Source organism: Zhenhengia sp., assembly GCF_046966505.1.
In the GTDB taxonomy this organism is placed as follows: domain Bacteria; phylum Bacillota; class Clostridia; order Lachnospirales; family Cellulosilyticaceae; genus Zhenhengia; species Zhenhengia yiwuensis.
In genome coordinates, this window is record NZ_JBKVCH010000008.1 from 48344 (window position 1) to 71107 (window position 22764).

Annotated in this window: 20 protein-coding genes; 19 read left to right on the top strand and 1 reads right to left on the bottom strand. The window is 34.8% G+C overall.

The annotated features are described in order from the left end of the window. The first annotated feature begins 34 nt into the window (after positions 1-34). On the top strand, positions 35-1369 hold the full coding sequence (locus tag ACLTBU_RS10145; RefSeq protein ID WP_337531933.1) for a CCA tRNA nucleotidyltransferase: 1335 nt from the start codon (positions 35-37) through the stop codon (positions 1367-1369). Positions 1370-1421: 52 nt separating this feature from the next. On the opposite strand, the gene ACLTBU_RS10150 is transcribed toward ACLTBU_RS10145, so the two are convergent. Then, the gene (locus tag ACLTBU_RS10150; RefSeq protein WP_412218759.1) at positions 1422-2318 is read right to left on the bottom strand and encodes a DUF4340 domain-containing protein; all 897 of its coding nucleotides are present in this window, start codon (positions 2316-2318) and stop codon (positions 1422-1424) included. 152 nt (positions 2319-2470) lie between these two features. On the opposite strand from ACLTBU_RS10150, the gene ACLTBU_RS10155 reads away from it, so the two are divergent. The 18 genes from ACLTBU_RS10155 to ACLTBU_RS10240 all read left to right on the top strand — a co-directional run bounded on the left by ACLTBU_RS10155 (position 2471) and on the right by ACLTBU_RS10240 (position 21933). Next, complete coding sequence (locus ACLTBU_RS10155; RefSeq protein ID WP_412218760.1) at positions 2471-3469, top strand: hypothetical protein; 999 nt, start codon at positions 2471-2473, stop codon at positions 3467-3469. Positions 3470-3510: 41 nt separating this feature from the next. Continuing rightward, positions 3511-4131, top strand: a complete 621-nt coding sequence (locus ACLTBU_RS10160) for a hypothetical protein (protein WP_412218761.1) — start codon at positions 3511-3513, stop codon at positions 4129-4131. 134 nt (positions 4132-4265) lie between these two features. After that, on the top strand, positions 4266-5966 hold the full coding sequence (locus ACLTBU_RS10165) for a phospho-sugar mutase (RefSeq protein ID WP_412218762.1): 1701 nt from the start codon (positions 4266-4268) through the stop codon (positions 5964-5966). Positions 5967-6125: 159 nt separating this feature from the next. Further along, positions 6126-6572, top strand: a complete 447-nt coding sequence (locus tag ACLTBU_RS10170; RefSeq protein ID WP_412218764.1) for a hypothetical protein — start codon at positions 6126-6128, stop codon at positions 6570-6572. 97 nt (positions 6573-6669) lie between these two features. Then, entirely contained in the window at positions 6670-7512 is an 843-nt protein-coding gene (gene yabG / locus ACLTBU_RS10175; RefSeq protein ID WP_177671844.1) for a sporulation peptidase YabG, read from the top strand. A gap of 202 nt (positions 7513-7714) precedes the next feature. Next, positions 7715-9286, top strand: a complete 1572-nt coding sequence (locus tag ACLTBU_RS10180) for an SPOCS domain-containing protein (RefSeq protein WP_412218765.1) — start codon at positions 7715-7717, stop codon at positions 9284-9286. A gap of 226 nt (positions 9287-9512) precedes the next feature. Beyond that, the gene (gene ispE / locus ACLTBU_RS10185; protein ID WP_412218766.1) at positions 9513-10430 is read left to right on the top strand and encodes a 4-(cytidine 5'-diphospho)-2-C-methyl-D-erythritol kinase; all 918 of its coding nucleotides are present in this window, start codon (positions 9513-9515) and stop codon (positions 10428-10430) included. Next, positions 10399-11076: a GntR family transcriptional regulator gene (locus ACLTBU_RS10190; RefSeq protein WP_330597584.1), complete on the top strand. Its 678-nt coding sequence runs from the start codon at positions 10399-10401 to the stop codon at positions 11074-11076. The genes ispE and ACLTBU_RS10190 overlap by 32 nt, the downstream gene beginning before the upstream one ends. A gap of 324 nt (positions 11077-11400) precedes the next feature. Further along, on the top strand, positions 11401-12348 hold the full coding sequence (locus ACLTBU_RS10195; RefSeq protein WP_412218768.1) for an ABC transporter permease: 948 nt from the start codon (positions 11401-11403) through the stop codon (positions 12346-12348). A gap of 16 nt (positions 12349-12364) precedes the next feature. Continuing rightward, positions 12365-13291 carry a carbohydrate ABC transporter permease gene (locus ACLTBU_RS10200; RefSeq protein ID WP_320650510.1) on the top strand — a complete coding sequence of 309 codons (927 nt, stop codon included), beginning with the start codon at positions 12365-12367 and terminating at the stop codon, positions 13289-13291. Between the two features lie 82 nt (positions 13292-13373). Then, positions 13374-14879, top strand: coding sequence for an ABC transporter substrate-binding protein (locus ACLTBU_RS10205; protein ID WP_412218769.1), 1506 nt, complete (start codon positions 13374-13376; stop codon positions 14877-14879). A 168-nt stretch (positions 14880-15047) separates the two neighbouring features. Continuing rightward, entirely contained in the window at positions 15048-15821 is a 774-nt protein-coding gene (locus tag ACLTBU_RS10210; RefSeq protein WP_412218771.1) for an endonuclease/exonuclease/phosphatase family protein, read from the top strand. A gap of 313 nt (positions 15822-16134) precedes the next feature. Next, positions 16135-17217, top strand: a complete 1083-nt coding sequence (locus ACLTBU_RS10215; RefSeq protein ID WP_412218772.1) for a LacI family DNA-binding transcriptional regulator — start codon at positions 16135-16137, stop codon at positions 17215-17217. A 4-nt stretch (positions 17218-17221) separates the two neighbouring features. Next, positions 17222-17362, top strand: a complete 141-nt coding sequence (locus ACLTBU_RS10220) for a hypothetical protein (protein ID WP_412218773.1) — start codon at positions 17222-17224, stop codon at positions 17360-17362. 87 nt (positions 17363-17449) lie between these two features. Continuing rightward, the gene (locus tag ACLTBU_RS10225) at positions 17450-17656 is read left to right on the top strand and encodes a hypothetical protein (protein ID WP_412218774.1); all 207 of its coding nucleotides are present in this window, start codon (positions 17450-17452) and stop codon (positions 17654-17656) included. Further along, a complete protein-coding gene (locus ACLTBU_RS10230; protein WP_412218776.1) occupies positions 17616-18785 on the top strand; it encodes an anaerobic sulfatase maturase in 1170 nt (389 codons plus the stop codon). The genes ACLTBU_RS10225 and ACLTBU_RS10230 overlap by 41 nt, the downstream gene beginning before the upstream one ends. Before the next feature lie 12 nt (positions 18786-18797). After that, a complete protein-coding gene (locus ACLTBU_RS10235) occupies positions 18798-20540 on the top strand; it encodes a glycoside hydrolase domain-containing protein (protein ID WP_412218778.1) in 1743 nt (580 codons plus the stop codon). A 103-nt stretch (positions 20541-20643) separates the two neighbouring features. Continuing rightward, on the top strand, positions 20644-21933 hold the full coding sequence (locus ACLTBU_RS10240; protein ID WP_177671857.1) for a glycoside hydrolase family 125 protein: 1290 nt from the start codon (positions 20644-20646) through the stop codon (positions 21931-21933). Positions 21934-22764 lie beyond the last annotated feature (831 nt).

Sequence of the window (22764 nt, forward strand, 5' to 3'; positions counted from 1 at the left end):
CTATTTAAACAAAGATGAGAAAGAGGAACAAATAGTGAAGGAACATACTCAAATTCCAAAGGATGCCTTATTTATAATAGATACACTTGAAAAGCATGGTCACGAAGCTTATGTAGTAGGTGGATGTGTGCGTGATATGATTATGGGACGTGAGCCAAATGACTGGGATATTACAACCTCTGCCAAACCAGAAGAAGTGAAAGCTGCTTTTAAACGTACTTATGATACAGGTATTCAGCATGGGACAGTAACAGTTATTGTGGATAAAGAGCATTATGAAGTAACTACCTATCGTATAGAAGGAGAATATAAAGATTCTAGAAGACCAGAGCATGTAAGCTTTGTAACAGATATTACTTTAGATTTATCTCGTAGAGATTTTACCATGAATGCTATTGCCTACCATCCAGTAAGAGGTTTTGTAGACCCTTATAATGGGAAGAAACACATTGAACAAAATCTTATTAAATCTGTACGTGATGCTAAAGAACGTTTTACAGAAGACGCCTTACGTATTTTAAGAGCTGTTAGATTTTCTGCTCAATTAGGTTTTAAGATAGATGATAATACAATAGAAGGCATTAAAGCGTGCAAGCACCTTCTAAAGAATATTAGCAAAGAGCGTATTCGTGATGAATTCCTTAAAATCTGTATGTCAGATAGGCCAGAGGCTATTCATACACTTTATGAACTAGGATTGTTAGAATATATATTACCTGAATTCATTCCGACTTATACAACTGCACAAAATCATCCGCATCATTTATATGATGTGGCACATCATACAATAGAGGCCATGAGACATACACCAAAGGATGAAGTACTAAGACTTTCTATGTTACTCCATGATATAGGAAAAGCTAAGGTAAGATCGACAGATAAAAAAGGAATAGACCATTTTTATGGGCATCCTGAAGTGAGCGCAGAGATTGCAAAAAAAGTACTTAAGGATTTAAGGTTAGATAATCAGACCATTAAAGAAGTTACACTTCTTGTAAGTTACCATGATTATCATCTTAGACAGAAAATCACTAAGGTGTATATTAAAGAGATCCTTAAAGTAACAGGTGAAGTGCTATTTGATCAATTACTTTTAGTGAATGAAGCAGATGCAAGGGCTCAAAGTTTAGATAAATTACCTATGAAACTTGAGCAAATTGCTTATGTAAGAAAGTTAAAAGAAGAAATAGTAGTAAATCATGAATGCTATAACTTAAAGATGCTTGCTATTAATGGGGGAGACCTAATTAAAGAAGGTATAGCACCAGGTAAGGCGGTAGGTGAAGCTTTAGAAAAGGCCTTAAAGTATGTAATAAAGTATCCTGAGAAGAATATAAAAGAAGTACTTGTAGAGTACATTAAAGAATAGAGGGAAAGGGATGCTCTACCACTTATTCATAAGTGGTAGAGCATCCCTTTTATTAAATTGAAATATGGAAAAATGGTACTTTATAAATGTTATGATTAGACTGCTCAAGAACATAGTAAGCAAGGCCATCTTCTGAAAGCTTAAAGGAAAAACTTTGTGTATTTCCAGAAGATTGATAGAGGGTGATAATAAAATCAGGTGTATTAAAACCATAGGATGAAACAATATGGGATGGTGCATTATCCATAATAAAGTTAAGGACCTTAGAACTGGATAAGAAAGAAATAATATTCGTAATTTGCGCCATAGAGAGTGTACTAGATGTATAAGTTTCTTTATCACCACTTGGTAAAATCGTATGTAAGACCCCTTTTTTGGATAAGGCTATTTTGGAAGTATGATCTGTAGAAAAGCCTAAGTAATCTTTTGTACGCCATAGAGATAGGTCTGTGGAGACATAATCAAAGATTTCTTTCTTTATGGTATAAATACATTTTGTAAGTGGACTATAGGCATAATAAGTTGTTTCATCAGCAGCATTGCCTGCAATAAGTTTATATTCCATATTATTTAAATCGTATAAAGAAATAGAAGGTGAATACTCATAAATCCCAAAGGCTGTTGGGTCTTCAACTTCAGATGCAACCGTGTGAATTAGACCTGGGCTGACAAAGCGTGAAATAACATTATAAACATATGTAGGATCTGCCATAACTTCTAAGGGTTCTATAAGGAACCAGTCATTTTGTGTTCTTTTAGCCGTAATGACCGAAGAATGGGCGGAAAAAACTACTTTTTCAATTTCAGCACTTTCTTTATCCCAAGGAAGTTGTGCTAAGTTAGAAGTTTGTGCAAGATAGGGCTCACTTGTACTTTTTTGATAAACGATAAGAAGCCATGTACAAACGAAGAATACTAAGATAGGAATAAACCAGCCTTTGCGTTTCATAAAATCACCTCAAAAAAATATGTAATGCTTAACGGCATTTATTGTATCACATAATTGTGAACGAATTCGTACAAAAATAGATATTTTTTTTTAGGACTGAACATATACATAAGAGAGATGAGATAAATCAATGTTTAGAAGGGGGGATAGAGATGAAAACGATGGGGAATGAGCTCTTTGCACAATATGATATGAGTATAAAAAAAGTTCAATATAATCGTAGTAATTATTATTTAGACACTAAGCAAGGTAGCCTGATGCTTAGGAAAACCATTGTGCCAAAAGATCAAATCTGCTTTCAATATGAAGTGACACAACAACTTCTCCACAAAGGTTTCACAGAGATTGCAAAAATCTATTTAACAAAAAAACAAAACCCTTATGGACTTTATCAAGATCGGTATTATATATTACAGTCTTATAATAAAACAATTGAAATAGATTTTACCAGTGAGAAGGACCTTAAGGCAGTTATAGAAGTACTGGCAAAATTTCATAAAGCAGCTAAAAATATAGAGTCTAAAACGAGAGATGTAGAGAATGCTAGTATTAAAAATATTTATGAGTATTTCCAAAAACGTGTAGTGGATGGAAAGCATATGAGAAAGAAAATTTCAAACTTCTCACAAAAAACGAAGTTTGAGATCATGTTTCTAAATGATTATAAAGCATATGAAGCACTTCAATATATGGCACTAGATTTGATTACACCACAAATTGCGGCTGAACTTATTAATAAGGTGCGCCTAGAAAAAACTCTTATTCATAATGACTATACCTATCATGCAGTAGGACAGATTGAGGGCAGTGACTGTTATATGATTAATAACCTCGATACATGCACATATAATATTCAGCTTATAGACCTTGCGAATGTACTGACGAAAATCATGCAGAAAAATAACTGGAATATAGTACTTCTTGATAAGCTTATTACCAGTTATAATGCGATTCATACTTTAAGTTATAATGAAATTAACGTACTTAAAGCGATGTTGATTTTTCCAGAGAAGTATGCAGGCATTTGCTATAAGTATACAAACTCCAAGCACCGTAATAATTATAGTATGTTTGAACATAAGTGGGAAAATATGCTCGTCTATAAAGAGGCTCAATGTTTGGCCGCTAAAGAACTTGCAAAGGAACTTTAAATAGAAGAAATAAGTTCGCAAGTTACAAAGGAGGTTAAAGGGTGAGAGGGGATAAAAGGTTTATAATAGCAGTCATTATTATCTCATGTATAGGACTTACTGGATTGTTAATGTTAATGTTTAAGGGGATTGAGTATTTTTTAGCGACATCTATGCCACCTATAGAAGAAGAGCACATTACTATAGAAGAAGAGGATGAGGAATCTTATATAACAAGTATAGGTGTGGTAAGAGAAATTAATGAGGAAGAAATTCATTTTTTAGATATAGGGAGAAAAAAGATTAGGGCACATAAAATTAAACCTACAACCAAGATAACCGATAAAGAAGAGAATGCAATATCTGTCTCAGAGATTGAAGTTGGGGAAATAGTAGATATTATCTATCAACCAGAAAAAGAAAGTTTAATAGGTATTAAGCCTACAGCTAAGGCTTTTAAAAAGACTAATAGGACCAATCTTCAAATAGATCATTCCAACAGAAAGATTGAGCTTGAGGGACAGATTTATCACTATACAGGACATACACTTATATTTAATGAGCAAGGTGAACTCACCAATATGCATAATGTAAAGGATCAAGATGTACTTGAACTAGTAGGACTAGGGGATAATCTTTATACCATCAGAGTTCTAAAGCAAGGGGCTGAGGGTGACGAGTGAACGTATACCAGCCTGACTAAAAGAGTAGAGATATGAGTATCATATGTCTACTCTTTTTTGCTTTAAATATTGTGAAAATTATAATATAATTAGGAAGTGTAAAAAAATGGAATATATGTAAGGGGGCAATACAGATGAGTTATATGCATAAGTATCAAGAGTGGTTAGAAGGAGATGCCTTCGATGAAGCAACTAAAGAAGAGTTAAGGGGAATTAAAGAAGATCCTAAAGAAATTGAAGACAGGTTCTATACAGAATTAGAATTTGGGACAGCAGGGTTAAGGGGTATTATTGGAGCGGGAACCAATCGTATGAATATCTATAACGTTAGAAAAGCTACGCAAGGACTTGCTAATTTTCTTAATAGGCAAGCTTTAATAGATCCTAAAGTAGCTATTGCTTATGACTCAAGAAATTACTCAGATGTTTTTGCCAAAGAAGCAGCACTTGTACTTGCGGCTAATGGTGTTCATGCTTATTTATTTGAGGCTTTAAGGCCCGTACCAGAGTTATCTTTTACAGTACGTCACTTAAAGTGCGATGCAGGTATTGTAGTGACAGCAAGTCATAATCCACCAGAATATAATGGTTATAAAGTATATGGAAGTGATGGGGCACAGGTTATAGCACCTTATGATCAGATGATTATAGAAGAAGTTAATGCTCTAACAGACTTTAACTTAATTAAGACTATCTCGAAGGAAAAGGCCTTAGAAAGTGGATTTCTTACTATTATAGGTAAAGAAGTAGATGAAGCCTACATAGCTTGTGTAAAAGAACAAGTATTAAACCAAAATGTGATTGATCAAGTAGCGGGGGACTTTAAGATTGTTTATACACCTATTCATGGAACTGGCAATATACCCGTTAGGACGATTCTTAAAGAAGTGGGATTTAAAAATATTTATGTTGTAGAAGAGCAAGAAGCGCCAGATGGGAATTTTCCTACTGTTACAAGCCCTAATCCTGAAAATAAAGAAGCCTTTAAGTTAGCAATTGGCTTGGCAAAAGACGTACAGGCAGACCTTATTATGGGGACGGATCCGGATGCTGATAGAGTAGGTGTACTTGTTCGTAACTATGATGGAGACTATGAGGTATTAACAGGCAACATGTTAGGCGCTATGCTGACAGAATATATTCTGTCCCAAAGGGCAACTAAAGGTATGCTATCTTCAAAAGGTGTAGTTATTAAGACCATTGTTACAACAGAAATGATTAGGCCAATCTGTAAGGCCTACAATGTAGAGGTAATGGAAGTATTAACAGGCTTTAAATATATAGGAGAGCAGATTAGATTATTTGAAAGTCATGGAGATAAAGCGTATCTCTTTGGATTTGAAGAAAGTTATGGTTGCTTAGCAGGCACTTATGCAAGAGATAAAGATGCAGTAATAGCGTGCATGCTTGCAGCAGAAATGGCTGCTTACTATAAGACAAAAGGTATGACTTTATATGAGGGACTTATTTCTTTATATGAGAAATATGGCTTCTATAAAGAAGAAGTACAGTCTATTACCTTAAAAGGGATAGAAGGACTCAGTAAAATGAAAGATGTTATGAAAAATCTGAGAGAGGAGGGTTTAAGTACTATTGGTACGTATACAGTCGTTCGTACAAGGGATTACGAAAAGGGAGTAGGTCATTTGCCAAAATCCAATGTACTTTACTATGAGCTTACAGATGCTGCATGGTTATGTGTACGCCCTTCAGGAACGGAACCCAAAATTAAGTTCTATATTGGTGTAAAGGGAAGTAGTGAAGAAGATGCTACTTGTAAGGTTCAAGCAATTAAAGAGGCTATTAATGTTTTAATTGCACCTTGGATAAAGTAAAAAATATTTGAAAAAAATTTTTGAGATGTTTCAATGGCTAAGAGCCGATGAAGCATCTTATTTTTTACTTCAATATTCCCATTAATTGGAAGTGTGTGATAGGATAAGTCCAAGCAAGACAGCTGAAAAAATAAACGATGAAATTGAGGGGGATAAGTAATGTTTAAATTACGAATTTTAGAAAAGGTTATGCAAGTGGTTACAACGGTCAGTAAAGTAGCACATACTGTTAAAGAGAAGATTCATGAGGTGACTGAGCAGGTCGAAGCCCGTTACCAAAAAGCTAAAGAAGAAAGGGCTAAAAAAGCATTATCAGCGGAAGAAACCACTATAGAAGAATCAAGCATGGGAACTGCCAAGAGTATTTCAGAGCAAGCATCACAAAAAGGAACTAGAAAAAAACAAACTACCTTTGCTATGGAGCGTCTTAAACATAAAACGGATATGAGAAGACATCTTAGTGTATACAAGAAAGAAAATAATGTGATCTACCTAACAAGTGCCTTTAAAAAACCACGTCCAGTGCTTAAAGCATATGAGGATGTTTACATAGATTTAATGAGTGTTCATTCTAGAGAGCCAACATTAGAAATATACAGTCCTTAAGTAAAAGCAGCTGTATAGCACCTACATAAGGTAGTCATAGGACTTCCTAGTCTTGTAATAAGATATAGAGAGATAGATAGTCTAGGAGCGAAGATCTATGATGATTCAGGTTGGAGATTATGTCGTGCGTATCTCTTACAATCGTGATGTGCTATTTAAAGTATTGGAAATAAAATCTGACGGTATTGTAAAATTAAAAGGGATATCCTATAGAATTATAGCAGATGCACCAATGGAAGATTTGGAGCTAGCAGGAGGGATGCGATTTACAAACAAAGAAAGCTATTTGATGGAACAGATCCAAGAAAGAGTAAAAATGTTAGTGGCTGAGAAGAAAATACTTAAGGACCAAAACAAACCCGTGCTCCAAAAAACAGGGAAAGTACTGCATATAGATGGAGACTCATTCTATCTTAATTTGTGTATGAAGTACTATGAGACATTGGGGGTGCCAGCGGTTGGTGAGAATGTCCTTGAGTTTGAGCAACCTAAAAAAATAGGAGGTTTACTACAAAAACATAACCCAGATATACTTGTTTTGACTGGACATGACTCTTTAAATAAAAATTACAAGAACCTTTATGATATTAATGAGTATAAAAACTCAAAGTACTTTATTGAGGCTGTTAAAGAAGCCCGAAAAGCCCGCCAAAATAACAAGCAACTCATTATATTTGCAGGTGCCTGTCAGTCCTACTTCGAGGCATTGTTAGAGGCAGGTGCAGATTATGCAGCCTCCCCTGCAAGAGTGCTTATTCATGCATTAGATCCTGTGTTTATTGTCGAGCGTATTGCCTATTGTCCATTTAATGAAGTGCTCCCCATAGAACATGCCATAAAAAATACATTGACCCAGTTTAAAGGGATAGGAGGGTATGAAATTCTAGGGGTAGCACGAAAAGGAGGACCAGTGGTAGGTTTAGTAGACTCATTATCCTAACGGCGCAGGAAATGTGTTTACTTAGTGTGTTCGTTTATAAATAGAGAAAGGAGGCAGCAATCCGCCAGCTGTCTCTTTTATTTTATGCTTAGAAAAAATACATATTTCTATTTCAGAATGAATATACATGAAATAGAAGTTGGATAACTCATACTCATATACATAGGTATAGTGTAAAGGTTAGAAGAGGAGGAGCGTAAAAATGGCATTAGAACTGGTAAAGAAACAAATTGGACTAAATGAAATGACAAGAAAAGAAGCAGTACAAGTTGTCAAAGAAAGAGACATTATTGTTCCAGATGGAAAACCTGACATGCAAAGAGTACTTTACTTAGACGGAGAGATTAATATTGACCAGATAGATGTACAAGAGGATCGAGTAGTTTATAAAGGGCAATTAGATACAACAATTTTATATGTACCTGAAAATAATTCAAAAGAAATTTATACGATGAAGGGAAGTATTCCACTTGAAGATTTCGTTATCTTAGAAGGTGTAAGCAATAATCAGCGTGTAGCTTTTAACTATAATATTGAGCATATGCATTGGAATATTTTAAATGAACGTAAGCTTAACGTGAAGTCTATTATAGGGGTTTGTGTGGAAGCTACAAAACCAAAAGAAATGGAGCTTGTGACAGAGGTTAGAGGCGATGTTGCTGTTCAAACGAATACAGGTACATTAAGTGTTATTAAGCCTTCTCAAAGTGGGACAGAAAAACTTGTAGTAAAAGACGAACTTACAATTCCACAAGGCAAATGTAGCATTGGTGAAGTTCTTAAAATGAATACCTGTATTAAAGAAGAACAAACGAAACGTACAGAAAGCGAAATTCTTTACAATGGTATTGTAGAAGTCAGTACAATGTATAAAACTCAAGAGCCTGATATGCCAGTTGAAATTGTTAAACATCGTATTCCTTTTGCAGGAAGCACAGACCTTCCAAAACCAAATGAAGAAGCTTACTGGAACTGTGACTTGAGTGTTAAACCTATCTATATGCAGGTTTGCCCTGACTTTGATGGGGAAGACCGTGTCATAGAAGTAGAATGTATTGTAGAAGCCAAATACAACACATTTGATGAAGATACAGAGACAATTATAGATGATGTCTATTGCCCAGGTAAAAAAGTTAAGATGACGAATACATCTGAAGACTATATGACACTTGCTTCAAAAGGCGTAGCTAAGGCATCTAAGAAAGATGTCATTACACTTGAAAACGGTGCACCTATGATCGACCAAATTTTCAGTGTAAACTTAAAGCCTGTTATTGATGAAAAGAAAGTTGAAGGTGACAAGCTGACAATTAACGGCATGCTTGAAGCTAAAGTTGTTTATATTGATCCAGAAAGTGTAAACATGATTCAAACGGCTATGGAGATGATTCCATTCAGCCAAGATCTTACACTTGAAGGGCTTAATGAAGATTCTTATGTAGAAGTTAAAGTACAACCTAAAGATGTTGAAGCTGGCGTATACAATAAGAATGATATTATGCTTGAATATGGACTTGATTATATGGCTAACGTTTATAATAAAGGTAACATTCAAACGATTAATCAAGTAGATGTAGCAGATATGGATAAGGAAGAGCTTAACAGCTATCCAAGTATTACTGTTTATATCGTTAAAAAAGGTGATACCTTATGGAATCTTGCAAAACGTTTTAATACAACAGTACAAGACATTGTAGAGATTAATGATTTAGATGAAAATGCACCAATTAATATTGGTCAGAAACTCATTATCCTTAAGAAAACAAAATTCTAATAGAAATTAAAGGGGCGGCTGCAAAGTGGCTCCTTCTTTTTCGTTCTGACTGTCCTTCCATGCACCTAGGTTAGAGGGAGAGCTACGGTACACTCATGAAGCAGCTAGTGAGGTAAGCATATAATAGCTTCTTTTGTTTATTGTATACACGAAATACATTTTTATTGACTAACACTTTTTTAAAAGGGTATAATATAAAAAACGCTAAATCACGAAGGAGTTACACATGGATACAATAGTACTTAAAGCAAGAGGTAAGATTAACCTTACGCTAGATGTAGTGGGCAAACGAGATAATGGTTATCATGACCTGAGAATGATTATGCAGACAATTAATCTGTATGATACTATTACCGTTAAAAAGACTAAAACTCCAGGTATTCGTATTAATAATAATTTAGCATGGCTTCCAAAAGACGATAGAAATATTACGTATAAAGCAGCAGAGAAGTTTTTAAAAGAGGCGAATATAACAAGTGGTGTTTATATAGATATCTTTAAACGTATACCTGTAGCAGCAGGTTTAGCTGGTGGAAGCAGTGATGCAGCAGCAGTTCTTGTAGGGCTTAATAAATTATTTGAGACGCATTTTAGTAAGAAGAAGTTAATGGAGATAGGACTTGAAATAGGAGCAGATGTACCATTTTGTATTTTAAGGGGAACAGTGCTTGCGGAGGGAATAGGGGAAGTACTTACACCATTACCTTCATTGCCAAGTATGCATATTTTACTTGCAAAGCCTAATATTAGTGTTTCTACAGCAAGTGTATACAAAGCATTAAAGGTAGATGAAATTACAAAGCATCCTAAAACAGACGAGTATGTAGAAGCTATTAAAGCACGTAATATACAGTTTATTACAAACAATATGGATAATGTATTAGAAGACGTAACCATTAAGATGCACCCTCAAATCGAACAGATTAAACAAGATATGATAGAGTATGGTGCATTAGGAAGTATGATGAGTGGCAGTGGGCCTACAGTATTTGGTATTTTCCCAAGTAGATATAAAGCAGCAGTGGCAGCAGAATACTTTAAAAATCAATGTGGACTCAGAGAAGTACATGTGACAAGTACATTTTGTAAAGCCAAAAGAGAGGGGAAAAGACGTGAGAGAAGAAAGTTCAAACATGAAAATTAATGAATATTTACCATTAAGGGATATTGTATTCCAAACTTTACGTAAGGCAATTTTAAATGGGGAGTTAGAGCCTGGCGAAAGATTAATGGAAACACAACTTGGTGAGAAATTAGGTGTAAGCCGTACACCAATTAGAGAAGCGATTAGAAAACTTGAGCTTGAAGGTCTTGTTATCATGGTTCCACGTAAAGGTGCACAAGTTGCACAGTTTACAGGAAAAGACATTCAAGATGTATTAGAAGTACGTGCTTCTTTAGAAGCATTAGCAGCAAAACTTGCATGCAAACATATGGACGAGCGTTCTTTCTTAAAACTTCAACTTATTATTGCAGAGTATGAATATGCAGCCAAAGAAGACGATATTGAAGTGATGATTCAAAAAGATATTGAATTCCATGATACTATCGCAGAAGCTTCTCGAAATGAAAAGCTTGTTCAGCTTTACAATAACATGAGAGAACAGGTACAACGCTACCGTATTACGTATCTTAAGAATACAGAAGAAAGCAGTGCTGTTATTGCAGAACATAATGCAATGTTAGAAGCACTTAAAAACAGAGATAGTGAGTTAGCATCTCAGTTAGCGACTAAACATATTGAGACACAATGTAGTTCTATAATGAAATTTATACAAAGTAAGAAATAGTAAAGGAGTTGCCTAGGCAACTCCTTTTTTGCATCCTAAAAGCAAAAAGATATTTTACATATTATTACTTAAGATACCTAAAAATAAATAGTTTACGATATTTAAGATACTAGCCATATAACAATAATTAAAAAAGATAAAATGTGTTAAAAATATATAAAATAATTATGTATATCTATTGAATTTGTATAAAATGAGTGATAGTATATATTTTAAATTAATAAAAATATAAAAATTAATTTAAAAATTATTATTCGAAATTTAAAATATAAATTCGAACAATAATTTAATAAGCAACTAAAAATAAGAAGAGGAGGATTTAGTGTGAAAAAGGAAAATAAAAGAAACAGGTTTAAAGTAAGTCGCGATGATATAGAACTCACACTGTTATCGTTACCAACTTTTATCTGGTATGTAGTATTTAGTTTTTTGCCTATGATAGGGATTTTAATTGCTTTTAAAGATTTCAGAATGATTCCAGGACAAGGATTTATCACAAGTCTTTTTAAAAGTGAATGGGTTGGTTTCACTAACTTTGAATTTTTATTTAAAACACCAGATGCAGGTATTATTATTCGTAATACCATTTTGTATAACACACTCTTTATTATTTTAGGAACGGTAGTGCCTGTTGCATTAGCAATAGGTATAACACAGCTTTATAGCAGGAGATTAGCTAAAGTATGCCAGACAGCTATGTTTTTACCACACTTTTTATCTTGGGTAGTAGTAAGTTACTTTGTATTTGCATTCTTAAGCTATGATAAAGGAATTGTCAATCAAATCCTTGTGACTTTAGGTAAAGATCCAATTCAGTGGTATATGCAAGATCAGTATTGGCCGTACATATTAGTCTTCATGCAAGTTTGGAAAACAGTAGGTTATGGTATGGTTGTTTACTTAGCAGCTATTGCAGGTATTGATCAAACTTATTATGAAGCAGCAGTTATTGATGGAGCTACGAAATGGCAACAAATTAAATATGTAACCCTCCCTCTTATTAAACCAATTATCATTATTATGTTCATTATGGCAGTAGGTAATATCTTTAAATCTGACTTTGGCCTATTCTATCAAGTGCCTAAAAATGCAGGAACACTTTTCAATACCACAGCTACTATTGATACATATGTTTATAAGGCTATTGAAGGTACAGGTAGCATGGCGATGAGTTCAGCAGCAGCTTTCTTCCAATCAATTATTGGATTTATTACCATTCTAACAGCTAATACCATTGTCAAGAAAATTGATGGTGAAAATGGATTGTTCTAAAAAGGGGGGACATTAAATGAAGAAAAAACCAGTACTTGAAGGTATTGAAAAATTTAATAGAATTTCTAAAACAAGTAACTTCTTACTTTCAGCTTTATTTATATTCTTTGGATTAATTTGTGTTTTACCAGTTATATTAGTTTTTATGATTTCAATTAGTTCAGAGCAAGCTATTGCACAGTATGGATATCAATTCTGGCCAAAAGAATTTGCTATAAATGCTTATAAGTATTTATGGGAGGGGCGGGCTTCTATTTGGGCTTCTTTAAAAATTTCTCTTATTGTTACTGTAGGTGGTACCATTTTAGGTTTAGTGCTTAACACAAGTATTGCTTATGCACTATCTAGAAAAAACTTTAAGTTTAAGGGATTCTTTACATGGGTGATTTTCATTCCGATGCTCTTTAGTGGAGGTATGATTTCCTTTTATATTGTAGTTGCTAATATGCTAGGCCTTAAGGATAACATTTTAGCACTGATGCTTCCTATGGCTGTGTCATCTTTTTATATTATTATTCTAAGAACTTTCTTCACGACAACAGTACCAGATGCGCTTGTTGAATCGGCTAAAATTGATGGGGCCAGCCAGCTTCGTATCTTTACAACAATAGTACTTCCAATTTCATTACCGGCTATTGCTACAGTAGGGTTATTCCTTACATTTAGTTACTGGAATGACTGGTATAATGCTTTACTTTTCATTGATAATGCAAAACTTGTTCCGCTACAAGCTATGCTTAATCGAATAGAGCAAGACATTCAGTTCCTCAACCAAAATGTAGGTTTGATAGGAGCTTCAGCAGCTGATGTTATTGCAAAGCTCCCAACAGAAAGTGTTAAGATGGCAATTGTAATGCTTGTCGTACTTCCAATTGCATGTTCTTATCCATTTTTCCAAAAATACTTCATCTCAGGTTTAACTGTAGGTGCAGTAAAGGAGTAAAATGAAATTAAATTCTTAGGAATTTAATGATAGACTCACAATCACATATTAAAAGGTGAAAATGAAAGGGGTAAAGTAAGTCATGAATAAAAAAATGAAAGCACTAGCACTTTTATTAGTGGGCATTATGTCAGTAGGAACAATGACAGCATGTAGTGGGGAGCCAGCAGCAGAGACTCCAGCAACAGATGATAGTAAACCAGTAGCAGAAGAACCAGCAGATGGGGCAAAAGAGGAAAATAAAGAAACAGTTAACCTTGTATGGTGGACTATTGGTGGTGAACCAAAAGAATTAGCAGCTGTTGTAGAAGAAGCTAATAAATACACAGCTGAAAAAATTGGTGTAACAGTAGATATCAAATATGCAAGCTGGGGTGAATACGGCGAAAAACTTTCTCAAATCGTACAAAGTGGTGAAAGCTATGATATGGCATTCGGCGCAGGTATTAATAACTATCAAGATTTAGCTTCAAAAGGGTACTTCGCAGATTTATCTGAACTTGTACCAACAGTAGCACCAGCACTTTGGGATTTCATCCCAGAAGAACTTTGGCAAGGGATGACAATTAGTAATAAAATTATTGGTGTACCAGCTTACAAAGATTCAGCTCAAGCTCAATACTGGGTATGGGATAAAGAACTTGTAGAAAAGCTTGGTATTGATTATGAAAATATCAATACTTTAGAAGAACTTGAACCAGCACTTAAGAAAATTAAAGAAAATGATCCAAGTAAATATCCTCTTATGTTACAGGGACTTGAAGGTATCAATGGTTTCATGGTAACAATCAATAAGATGGATGAGCTTTTAACAAAACCATATGTAAGTGTAAGCTTTGATGATCCATCTGCAACAGTTGTTTCACCATGGGAACAAGAAGGTGTAATGAATAATTTAAGAACCTTACATAAATGGTTTAATGAAGGGCTTATTAACCCGGATGCAGCAACACTTACAGAAACTCCTAAATACAAAGCCGTTAATGCAGCACAGGGTTATCCACATGCAGATGCTGACTGGTCAAGATCTGCTGAATATCCTGTAGTATCACATAAATTCTTTGGTCCTGGGTACTCAACAAGAACAATTCAGGGATCATTTATTGTTGTTTCAGAAGGATCAAAACATAAAGAAGAAGCAGTTAAATACATCGAACTTATTAACACAGATAAATACTTAAGAAACCTTCTTGCATTTGGTATTGAAAATCAACACTACAAGAAAACTGGTGAAAACACAATTGAAGTATTAAATGATGGATACGGCGCACCAGCTTATTCACAAGGTACCTTCTTCAATATGTATGTAACAGATCCAGCACCAGCTGAAAAATGGACAGATCTTCAAAAACAACTTGAAGAATCATTCTCTTCACCAGCTTTAGGTTTCACATTTAATACAGAAAAGGTAAATAACCAAGTAGCTGCATGTGCAAATATTCAAGCTAAATACGAACCATCACTTATTACAGGTTCTGTAAATCCTGATGAAGTAGTGCCAAAAATGTTAGAAGAGCTTAATAAAGCAGGTTACCAAGATATTCTTGCAGAAGCTCAAGCACAACTTGATGATTATTTAGGAAAATAATAATTAATAAAATAATAATTAATAAAAGGAGTAGAAGGGCGATCTTCTGCTCCTTTTATTATCATTGAACTATAGAATTTTATACTATACTAAAAAGTTTAAAAGTTTTAGAATGATATATAGATAGGGGTAATTCAATAAATCCCACGAGACAATAAGGAGAGAGGTATGACAATGAATAAACTAAAAGTAGTAACTTATAACATGCGTTATGATTGTAAAGAGGATGGAAAAAATAACTTTGAATATCGTAAACCTTACATAATTAGAAAAATTAAAGAGAAATCACCTGATATTATAGGCTTTCAAGAAATGCTGCCTCATATGAAAGCATGGTTTGAAGAAAGCTTCCCAGAATATAATCTTGTAGGATGTGGAAGAGCAAAAGATTATACAGACGAACATAATGCGATTGCTTATAGGAGAGATACTTTTGAGTTATTTGGATTAGAAACGTTTTGGCTTTCTCCTACACCTTACTTACCAGGTAGTAGATTTGAGGAGCAAAGTATCTGTCCTAGAGTATGTACAGTAGCATTATTAAAACATAAGAATGGGATTAAACCAATACGTGTTTATAATACGCATCTAGATCATGAAGGAGAGCAAGCGAGACTGCTTGGTATAGGCCTTGTGTTAGAGAGAATAAAACAAGATTATGAATGTTTCCCATTACCAAGCTTATTAATGGGTGATTTTAATGCAGGTCCTGAATGCAAGGAAATCCAAGTTATAGAGGAAGATGGCATACTTGAAGATACGACAAAAGGGATAGAATATACTTTCCATAATTTTGGGAAACCACAAGATTTCATTAAAATTGATTATATCTATAAAAGTAAAGAGTTTATATGTGATCAAATAGGAGTATGGGATGATGTAGAAGAAGGCATTTATCTATCAGATCATTATCCTGTAGAAGCACATTTAGTATTAGAATAGACCAAAAGGGCTGCCTTATTATGAGGCAGCTTTTTTTACAAAATCTCTAAGTTTATATAAAAAGAGCAAACCAAAGAACTGTAAAATATGTAAAATTTGAGACTTCAAAATCCATATAAATTTCAAATAAAAAATTAAGCTAATAATATATAAAATACACAAAATTATAAACTTATTTATTGAAATATTAGAAAATTAACTGAAAACAAGTTATAATAAAGTATATAAAACGTAAAAAGAATTTGATAAAAATGTAAAATAAGAAAACTTATTTAGAGGGTAATTGGTGAATTCGTGAAGGGGGGGAAGTGAAATGAAAAGAATAGGTATAAATGATATTGCAACCTATTTAGACATCTCACGTAATACGGTTTCTAAAGTAATGAATGACAGAGGAAGGGTTTCAGATAATATAAGAAATAAAGTAATAGAAGCAGCCATTGAGTTAGGGTATACAAAGTTACCAGAGCATTTATTAGAAGAGCATAAAATGAGTCAGGGGCATCAAAAAGTAGAAGTAAGTAAAGCTAAAAATATTCTTGTTCTTGCTATTGCACCAGACTTTTCAACCTTTTGGGGAAACATTATTAATGGAATTACGAATGAATTAACAGATAAAGGATTTACTTGTTTGTATAATTTCTTGAATTTTGATCAGGAAAAGGTATTTGAGGTCCCTAGTATCATTAAAGAAGTAGATATTGCAGGAATTATTGTCATGAATCTCTATAATAAAGAAGCCATGGAGAAGTTAGCAACAACAGGTATTCCTGTTGTCTATTTTGATATACCCCTAGGGGTTGATATAATAGAAATGAATACAGATGTGGTTGTATTAGAAGGTAGAAAAAGCATTTATAAGATAACACGCCAGCTCATCGAACAAGGAGATGAGATACTTGGTTTTATAGGAGATACAAGCTATTGTAAAAGCATTAAAGAAAGATGGTTAGGCTTTGTAAATGCACATGAGCATGCAGGATTAAAACTACATAATGAATACTGTTTTACGAGTCATAGACAAGGACATTTTTACTTTGAAAAGGAAACAGAAGGGGCAATAGAAAGCCTCGTACATGATATTAATTTGCTACCTGATGCCTTTGTATGTGCCAATGATGTTATAGCCCAAAAGGTTATAAAAAAGCTGGCTAATTATGGTGTAAGGGTACCAGAAGATATACGTATCTCTGGATTTGATGATATTTTTAGAGAGGATGAAGAAAGCCAATTAACTTCTGTTTATATTGATATTCATCAAGTAGGCAGACGCTTAGCAGAGCAAGTTGTATGGCGCATTAATAACCCAGATAGAGAGCATGAAGTGATTAAAATTTGTGGTAAGATACAGTATAGGCAATCTACGAATCGACCCACTTCGTTATTACTGGGATGAGTATATGCAAAAAGAACTAGAGGAAATGCCTGTATGCTCACCAGCTAGAAGCTCATTAATGTTAGGGAGCTATCCTTCTAAAACAAGTATGAAGGCTAATCTGTATCAATCAGGCTGTAGCAACCTAAGCTATACAGGAAAATGACACTTAGAATTAGGTGCGGATAAAACAAGCAGTAGCGAAGCAAGTAAAGAGCTTTATTATTTAGCAGACAATAACCTAGAAGTAAAGATGATTAATAAAGGTAATGGAGCAGGAGAAGATCAGTTCTTCGATCTTCAAACTGATCCTTATGAGATGAATAACCTTATTTATAAGGAAGATAAACAAGAACTTATTTTAAACATAAAAAATAATCTTGCAGACTGGATAAGTGCACATGGAGATATAGCGCGCCATGCTTTTTGTAAGATCAATAGAATTAAAGAATGGAAGTGATAATATTATGCCACCAATTCATTTACTGATTAAGCCTGCTTCAAGTGGGTGTAATTTAGCTTGTAAATATTGTTTTTATGCAGATGTCAGTGACCATAGAAGTGTAAAAAGCTATGGGAAAATGACAGTAGAAACTTTAGAAGTCCTTGTAAAAAAAGCAATGGAAAGAGCTGAAGGAAGCTGTACTTTTGCTTTTCAAGGAGGAGAGCCTACATTAGTAGGATTAGGGTTTTATGAAGAGCTTGTAAGACTTGAGAAGAAGTATGCTAAACCTGGTTTAACTGTACAAAATGCTATTCAGACTAATGGAACACTTATTACAGAAGAATGGGCTAAGTTCCTTGGTAAAAACCGTTTCTTAGTGGGACTTTCTGTAGATGGTACAAAAGAAGTGAACGATGGATTAAGATGTTTTAGAAATGGAGAAGGTACTTTTGAGAGACTTATGGAGACAGCTGCCTTATTTGATCAGTATAAGGTAGAGTATAATATCCTAACCGTTGTCACAAAACAGGTTACGAAGAATATTAAAGAGATTTATGATTTTTACATAGCACATAACTTTAGATACTTACAGTTCATTCCTTGCCTTGATGATATACAAGATGAAAAAGGCAGCAAAGATTACTCACTTTTACCAGAGGATTATGAAGTTTTCCTTAAAGACCTTTTTGATAAATGGTATGAGACCCTTAGAAAAGGTGAGTTTATCTATATAAGATACTTTGAGAATTTACTTCAAAAGATGTTAGGTTACTATCCTGAAGCCTGCGGCATGATGGGAACTTGTACACATCAGTACGTTATAGAAGCAGATGGAGGGGTATACCCTTGTGACTTCTATGTAATGGATGAGTATAAAATTGGAAACCTCCTAACAGATGATTTTGAGACACTAGAAGTAAACCGAACAGCCATTAACTTTATCCCTCAGTCACAAGCTAAAGACTCAGGATGTATGAAGTGCAAGTGGTACCGCTTATGCCATGGCGGATGCAGACGTGATAGAGACCAATTTGACAATGGCAAAATGGGACGTAACTACTTCTGTAGAGCTTATAAGACATTTTTTAAATACAGTTACCCAAGACTTGAAGAAGTTGCAAAAAGGATTCTAAGTAGAAGATAGGGGATAGGGGACATGAAATTATATTGCACACTCGTAAGTGAAATGTACAAGTATAGTTATGGGAATTACAATCCTTGGGAAGTGCCTTTTAAGGAAAGAGAAAGTATGAAGTTAACCTGCGCAAGAAATGACAGCGCAGCGGCTCAGCTTCTTCTTTATAGTGAAGAAGAAATGATGGTAACAGTAGACAAGGCGCCAGCACTTTATGAGACTTATCCTGTGAAGACAGTGAGAGTGAAGACAAGCTTTGAGGGGCTTACAGGTCATGAAGTAACAATGAATCTTGTAGGACTTGTAAGAGATGATGATGGGAATTACAAATCAGAAGTCATCCTTAGAGAGCAAAGAAGGTTTAATGAAAAACTTAAAGTGCAGCCTGTATGGATAGAAGTTAAGACAAGTGAGGAGACTCAGCCTGGTGAATATACAGGTAAGGTTAAAGTCTATTATTCGGACCTATTTGGTGATGAAGTACTTCATAAAGAGATAAGTATTCAGCTAGAAGTAATGCCAGCAGTACTTAAACCTTTACATGAAGGAGACTTTTATCTAGATCTTTGGCAACATCACACTTCCATTGCGAGAACTTATGAAGTGGCGCTTTGGAGTAAGGAGCATTTTAGACTCCTTGAAGAGCACCTTAAAGTCCTTAAAGAACTTGGACAGAAGGCCATAACGGTTATTGTATCAGAAGCACCTTGGTCTGAGCAGTGGTCTTCTTATTACCGTACCAATGCTTCAGATTACTTTGAGTACAATATGGTAAGTATTAAACGCACTTTAGATGGTGAGTGGCAATATGATTTCACAACTATGAACCGCTACATTAACTTATGTTTAAGTTATGGCATTAATAAAGAAATAGAGATTTTCGGTCTTTTAGGCATATGGACGATGACTGATGCAGGCTATGGTAAAGTCATAGAAGATAGTGAAGATGCTATTAGAATACGTTACCTCGATGAAGCCACAGGGACTTATAAATATATACGTCATAAGGCAGATTTAGAAGGGTATATCCGAGCTATTGATCAAAATATTGCAGATAATGGATGGCAAGGCCTAGCTAAAATCGTATGTGATGAGCCAGGAGATATTAACCTCTTTAAAAATACATTAGGTACCTTATCTAAGCTTACACCACATATGAAATTTAAAGTAACCATCTGTAGCCTTCAAGTTGTACTTGAAGACTTTGAAGGTATTGATGATTATGTCATTAACTTGCCGCTTATCTTATCAGAAGAAGAGCGCATTAAAGAAATGAGAAAGCACAATGATAGTACTATGAGCTACTATGTAGCCATTGACCCTAAAACACCTAATACTTTCTTAAGCTGCCATTTAGCAGAGAGTAGAGTGCTCCCATGGCTTTCTTATTATATGAATATGGATGGTTTCTTAAGATGGGCAATTTGGCTATGGCCTAATGACCCCTTTCACTATGAATCTTACCATTATCAAAAATTTAGAGCAGGTGGTACACACTTTGTCTACCCGGGTAAAAATGGAAGGCCCCTTTATAGTTTAAGATATAAGAACTTAAAGAAAGGTATCCGTGATTACATGATTTTCAAAGCTTATGTAGAGAAAACAGGAGATAAAGAAGCTGTTTATGAGGCCATTAAAGGCATTATGAAAGTCGATCATTTAGAGCAGATGAAAGGTGCTTATCGAAGAGAAAACCATGAAGTACTTTCCCTTAACTATTGGGATTACGAGGAAAGAGTCAATCATTTCTTAAAAGCGCTTTAAAATACTTTACAAATAGGTTTACAAAAAGATACAAAAAGCTATTCTAATGACCTAAAATCTTGTATAATACACATATAAAAATAACAAATTGGAGGGCTTACTCATGGAAAAACAATTACCACAATCAATGCAAAATCTCCTTGAAGAAGTTAGAGCAAAATTAGCAGGCGACGACAAACTTATTAAAATGTTTGAAAACTGCTATACAAATACTTTAGATACTACAGTTAAAAGAATGGACGATGGTACTACATATGTAATCACAGGTGATATCCCAGCGATGTGGCTCCGTGACTCTGTATGCCAGCTTAGACCATACTACGTATTAGCTGAAAAAGATCCAGAAATCGCTGATATGATTGAAGGACTTGTAAAAAGACAAATGAAATACATCTTAATCGATGCTTACGCAAACGCTTTCAACGAAGAAGAAAACGGTAACTGCTGGGAAAAAGATGAAACAGATCAATGTGACTGGATCTGGGAAAGAAAATATGAAATCGATTCACTTTGTTTCCCAATTCAAATGAGCTACTTACTTTGGAAAAACACAGGTAGGACAGGTCAATTCGATGAAGAATTCGTAAAAGCGATGTACCGTGTTATCGAAGTATTTAGAACAGAACAAGACCACGAAAACAAATCACCATACAGCTTCGTAAGAAAAGGCTGCTACTACACAGATACTCTTTCAAGAGATGGTAAAGGTGCTTTAGTTAAATCAAACATCGGTCTTACATGGTCAGGATTCAGACCAAGTGATGATGCTTGTATGTACGGATACCTTATCCCATCAAACATGTTCGCAGAAGTTGTTATGGGTTATGTAGTAGAAATCGCTACAGAAATTCTTAAAAACGAAGAACTTGCTAAACTTGCAGCTGAACTTAAAGCTGAACTTAGAGAAGCAATCGAAGCTTACGGTACATTAACAAACTACCAATACGGTAAAGTATACGCTTATGAAGTAGATGGTTTCGGCCAATACAACATCATGGACGATGCTAACCTTCCAAGTCTTCTTTCAATCCCATACATCGGTTATGTAAATGAAGATGATGAAGTATACCAAAACACAAGAAAAATGATCCTTAGCGAAATGAACCCATACTTCTACAAAGGTTCTGCAGCACAAGGTATTGGTAGCCCACATACACCAGTAAACTACATCTGGCACATTTCTCTTGCTATGCAAGGTTTAACATCAAATGATATGGAATACAAAAAACAAATTCTTGAAATGATGAAAAACACAGATGGTGGCAAAGAGTTAATGCACGAAGGATTCAACGTAGATGATCCAACTCAATACACAAGAGAATGGTTCTCATGGGCAAATGCAATGTTCTGTGAACTTGTACTTGACTACTGTGGATATAAAGTAAAAAGATAAATAATGTAATAAGGAGCTGTCCCTATGGGGCAGCTTTTTTGCATTTAGGAGGTGATGGGGGGCTGGGCAATGCGCCACCTTCTGGTGAAGTGCTAGGTTGGCTGATAAACTCCCCACCTTCTGTTTCCGTCTTTGAAGAGTTTCTAAGCTCTATTTTTTCCACAACGCTACAAACTCGCTAACGCTCAAACAGTGTAGCTAAGTACGTTTCAAAAATTTCACTAAGAAACTCTATTCAAATACTCCAAAGGAAGGTTCTGCATTGCCTCAGCCCCCCATCACTAACTTCGGGAAAGAGATGAAAGAAGTTTGCGATTTTCCTTGTTATAGCTCCTTTGAACTGTTTGGAGAGCTACCTTGTTAGGGCAATTGGGGGGAGGGACGAGCTCAAACTTTTAGGGAGGTAATGGGCGGTTTCCTAAACCGTACGTCGTAGGTCGTGTTCTATCAGGTACACTAAATAAAGCCTTACAATTACTTGATTTTCAAGTATTGTAGGGCTTTTTGTTTTGGAATGAATTATGGAGTAAGTTTTAATTAGTCATCGTCACTACAACGTCAAACAGGCGACTTAAATAAATGGATGGAATTAATGAAGAAGGAACTTACCACAAATAGGGGAGGCTTTTAGTTGTAGCAATGATATAAAGAAAAGAATGTGAAGAAGGCAAAATACAAAGACAAAGCCAAGTTAAATAAATAGGCGTGATGCACCTAGGATGAATTTACACAGTAGGTGATTATAAATAGGAAAATGTATATGTATCAATGGAAATTAAGGGGATGCTTTACATGAAAAAGGGGCTGAAAATCACAGTAGGAAGGGGGAAA